This is a genomic window from Geomonas sp., from assembly GCF_056994735.1.
Genome location: NZ_JBXKJL010000325.1, coordinates 1 through 4,709, shown reverse-complemented (window position 1 = coordinate 4,709; position 4,709 = coordinate 1). Strand labels below are relative to the sequence as shown.

The following is a 4,709-nucleotide window of genomic DNA, read 5'->3' as shown; positions in this document are numbered from 1 at the left end:
AATATGCCGCGATCTTGGCAACCTCGTACTGCACGGGAAAGTATTTCTGCCCCCAGAAGTACGAGAGCAGCATCATCAGGAAGTAGCAGACGAAGGTCGCCCAGGCCGCACCCGCATACCCAAGCATCGGGATCAGCACGATGTTTGCCGCAATAGTGACGATGGCGCCGAAGATGGTGATGTAGGCGCCATATTTCGTCATGTTGTTCAGCTTATACCAGATGGAAAGGTTGAATATGATTCCCAGAAACAGATTGGCCAGAAGCAGTACCGGGACGATGCCGATGCCCGGATAGAACTTTGCGCCAATGAAATGCTTGATGATGTCGATGTTCAGCATGACGCCCAGGAAGATGGCGAGCCCGAAAAGGACGAAATAGGTCATCACCTGGCTGAAGATCTCTCGCGACTCACGCTCCTTGGCCTGCCCAAAGAAAAACGGCTCGGCCGCGTAACGGAAGGTCTGGATGAACAGCGTCATCAGGATCGACACCTTGTAGTTCGCCCCGTAGATCCCGATCTGCGACATGACGTACTTGCTTGCATCGCCTCCTCCCGGCGGAACAACGAGAAGAAATCGCAGCAGAATCCTGTCGAGCGTCTCGTTCACCATCCCGGCCAGGCCGGCGACGAGCAGCGGCAGGGTGTACCAGAGCATTTCCTTGAAGAGGCGCCGGTCGAAAAGGAATCTGGCGCCGATGACGTCGCGGTACAATATGGCGAGCGTGACGGCGCTTGCGATCATGTTCGACAGGAATACATACCCAACCCCGCCGGAGGTATGGTAGAGCGGCAGGTGGTAGCCATGCCGGATAAGGTAGGGGCAGAGGAGCAGAAAGAAGAAGTTGCAGATGATATTGATCAGGATGTTGACGAGTTTGATAACGGCGAATCTGAGGGCCTTGTGCTGCTGCCTCAGCCTGGCAAAAGGTATGGAGACAATGGCATCCAGCCCCACGATCAGCACGAAATAAACGATGTATTCCGGATGGTTGTTGTAGTGGAGTCTCTCCGAGCAAAAAGATGAGCCCAAAATCCCGAGGGTGATGAACACCAGGTTCAGGACGGCGACCGGAACGAGCGCGGTGGAATAGACCGCGTCCTTTTCGTGCTGGCTCTCCGAGAAGCGGAAAAACGTGGTCTCCATGCCGAAGGTGCAGAGGATCATCAGGAAGCTGGCATAGGCGTACAGTTCGGTGACGATGCCATACTCCTGCGGTAAAAAAATTCGGGTGTACAGCGGGACGAGGAAGTAGTTGATCAAGCGTCCGACGATGCTGCTCAAACCGTAAATCGCGGTCTGCCTGACGAGTTTTTTGAGCGGATTCATGTCTTGTCCAAGAGGTGGGGTGCGTCGGGAAGCGGGGAGGCGGAAGCCGCGCCAACGGCACAACATATCATCGCTGACCGGCTGCTGTCAAAGCGATAGAGTCCTACCTCATTTATCCGCAACGATTGCCATGCTCACTGCAGTATATGAAAAGTGGAAGCCGTTGAACTTGCCTGTTTCCCGCCCCTTGTGATAGATTCCCCCCTTAAGGCCACTTCAGTATCAGGGGTCCCGATGTCTGAAAAGAAAAACATCGCCCGCGCGGCCGGGGTGCTCGGCGCGGCTACCATGCTGTCCCGCATCATGGGCATGGTGCGCGACATGGTCGTTTCCCACCTCTTCGGCGCCGGGATGTACACGGACGCCTTCTTCGCCGCCTTCCAGATCCCCAACATGCTGCGCCGCTTCTTCGCCGAAGGTGCCCTCACCTCCGCCTTCGTCCCCACCTTCTCGGAGTGGTACACGAACAAGGGCGAGGACGAGGCTCGGGCGCTCTCCAATGTCTGCTTCACCGTGCTGACCATGGTGATGGCCGCCATCACCATCGTCGGCATCATCTTTTCCCCCCAACTCGTCGCGCTCATGTTCCCGGGCTTCGCGAGCAATCCGGAGAAAGTCAGGATCACCATCCTCCTTAACCGGCTGATGTTCCCCTACATCTTCTTCGTGAGCCTCGTGGCCCTCTGCATGGGGATCCTCAACACGGTCCGCCACTTCTTCACCCCGGCCATCTCCACCGTCTTTCTCAACCTTTCGATGATCCTGGCCGCCTCCATCCTGCACACGCGCTTCGACGTGCCGATCGTGTCGCTGGCCGTCGGGGTCCTGATCGGCGGCTTGATGCAGCTGCTCCTGCAAATTCCGGTGCTCTACAGCAGGGGCTTCCCGATCCGCCCCAATTTCGACTTCCATCATCCGGCGGTGAAGAGGATCGCCCTTCTCATGGGGCCGTCCATATTCGGGGTCGGCGTCTATTATCTCAACATCGCCGTCAGTGCCATCCTCGCCTCGCTCCTTCCCGAAGGAAGCGTCTCCTACCTCTACTATGCCCAGAGGCTCTTCGAGTTCCCGCAGGGGATCTTCACCGTCTCGGTCGCCCAGGCGGTCCTTCCTTCCATGAGCAGGCAGGCTGCTGTCGGCGACATGGACGCCCTGAAGGAATCGCTTAATTACGGCGTGCGTCTTACCCTCTTCATTACCATACCGGCCATGGCCGGGTTGATATTCTGCTCGACACCGATCTTCTCGCTCCTCTTCATGGGAGGAGCCTTCACCTACGCCAAGGCTGTCAACTGCGGCATCGCCCTGGTCTACTACTCGCTCGGCCTCACCTTCGTGGCGATGGTGCGGGTGCTGGTTCCTGCCTTTTACGCACTCAAGGATACCAAGACCCCGGTGATAACGGCATTTTGCGCCTTCGTGCTCAATCTTCTCTTCAGCCTGGTTCTCATGGGGCCGATGAAGCATGGCGGGCTGGCGCTTGCCTCTTCCCTGTCGGCTCTGGGGAACATGCTGCTCCTGCTGTGGTTCCTCAGGAAGAAGGTCGGCCCCTTCGGTGGCAGGGCCATTACCGTTTCCGCCTTCAAGGGGCTGATCGCCACGATCCCGATGGCGGCCGCTGTCTACTGGATCGTCGGTCTCATCGAGTGGTCCAGCCGCGGCGGGAGGATCGTCAAGGGAGGCGTTCTCGGTGGGGCTGTCATGGCCGGAATAGCCATCTTCCTCATCACCGCCCATCTCATGGGTTCCGATGAAGCCCGCGAGGTTATGGGCCTCATGAGGAAAAAGCTTCTCAGGAAGAGAGCATAGTCGGTAGAATAGGGAAGTGTGAGGGGGCGACAGAGCAAACCTGGTGCGTGACGGTGCCGGTGAAGGAGCGTGGGGAGTGACTGAGTATGAAGATCTATTCTGCAGCTAAAGCGTTTTCAATATATGAGACGGCGGTCGGTTTCGGCGTTGTGGCCGCCAATGATGCCGGGCTTGTGGCCAACCACCTGCCGTACGGTACGGCTTCCGCCACCGCCGCGCTGGAACTGGCGGCGGCGATGCATCCGGGTGCGGAGCGGGATAGCGATTTGACCGTCACATGTGCCGAGCTTTTGAGCAGGTACTTCGCCGGCCATGAGGTCGTCTTCGACATCCCGATGGATCTCGACTGCTGCACGAAATTTCAGCAAGAGGTGTATCGCCGAGTCGCGGCCATCCCTTACGGCACCGTGATGAGCTATGCCGAAGTTGCGGCCGACTGCGGCGCTCCCAAGGGGGCGAGGGCCATCGGGGCGGCCATGGCGAGGAACGCGTTGCCGATCGTGATACCGTGCCACCGGGTGGTTGCGAAGAACGGGCTCATGACAGGATTCACTGCACCCGGAGGGATCGACTCGAAGAGAGAGCTGCTCGTGATGGAGGGGGTTGTTTTGAATGCCCGCGGGGCGTGTGAAGGACCATTTTCTGGTAGGTTATGAACAGGATTTCCACGACGCTGCGGCTTAATTAGTTGTGCCTAACTGGAATTCGCCCGGAACGGCGGGTAATGCGGCGTCTTATTCTAAGTAGCTGTAATTGCGTGGCTTATCGCCGTGGCCAATTATTATGCAGAACGTGGAAAGTGCTTAAAACGCGAAACTTTCTTTATTTCTCAACACTGTTATCCACAGGTTATCCACAAAACGTGTGGAAAAGAAATTGGTTGACGAAAAACATTAAGTTATTCAATCTTTTTCCAGCCTCTTCGCCTCTTCCCAGAGCACATCCATCTCCTCCAGTGTCGCCGACTGCATGGCCATTCCTTTGGCGTGCAGGGTGTCTTCGACATGGCTGAACCGCCTGGTGAAGCGCTGGATCGTCTTCCTTAAAGCCTCCTCGGGATCCACCGACACGAAGCGCCCCAGGTTCACGATGGCGAAGAGGAGGTCCCCCAGTTCCGCTTCCATCTCCGTCTGGTCGCCGGAGAGCATGGCCTCCTCGAATTCGTGCAGCTCCTCCATCACCTTCGCGAACACCTGGTCCGTGTGTTCCCAGTCGAATCCCACCCGTGCCGCCTTCTCGGTAATCTTCTGTGCCTTCATGAGGGCCGGAAGCTCGGGGGGAATCCCGGAGAGGGCAGATTTCCTTTCCACGCCCTTCTCCTGCTTCTTGATCTTCTCCCAGTTCTGCACCTGGGCCTCGCTGCTTTCGATGACTTCCTCACCGAAGACGTGGGGGTGACGGCGGATAAGCTTGTCATTGATGGCGTCAAGGACGTCGTCCATCGAGAACTCGCCCTTTTCCTCGGCGATGGCGGCATGGAATACGGGCTGCAGCAGCAGGTCGCCCAGTTCCTCCTTGAGGAGGGGGGTATCCTTGGCGTCTATCGCCTCGATGACCTCGTAGGCCTCTT

The 4,709-nt window shown here is 57.6% G+C and carries 4 protein-coding genes; 2 read left to right on the top strand and 2 right to left on the bottom strand.

Annotation, left to right across the window (positions count from 1 at the left end; all coding sequences use genetic code 11):
• A partial coding sequence (locus AC11W3_RS14240; RefSeq protein ID WP_484093203.1) for a lipopolysaccharide biosynthesis protein occupies window positions 1-1,330 on the bottom strand: 1,330 nt, incomplete at its 3' end.
• A gap of 234 nt (window positions 1,331-1,564) precedes the next feature.
• Here AC11W3_RS14240 and murJ point away from each other — a divergent pair.
• A complete protein-coding gene (gene murJ, locus AC11W3_RS14235; protein WP_484093202.1) occupies window positions 1,565-3,139 on the top strand; it encodes a murein biosynthesis integral membrane protein MurJ in 1,575 nt (524 codons plus the stop codon).
• An 86-nt stretch (window positions 3,140-3,225) separates the two neighbouring features.
• Complete coding sequence (locus AC11W3_RS14230; protein ID WP_484093201.1) at window positions 3,226-3,795, top strand: methylated-DNA--[protein]-cysteine S-methyltransferase; 570 nt, start codon at window positions 3,226-3,228, stop codon at window positions 3,793-3,795.
• Window positions 3,796-4,041: 246 nt separating this feature from the next.
• Here the strand turns inward: AC11W3_RS14230 and mazG are convergent.
• On the bottom strand, window positions 4,042-4,709 hold a 668-nt coding region (gene mazG / locus AC11W3_RS14225), incomplete at its 5' end, for a nucleoside triphosphate pyrophosphohydrolase (protein WP_484093200.1).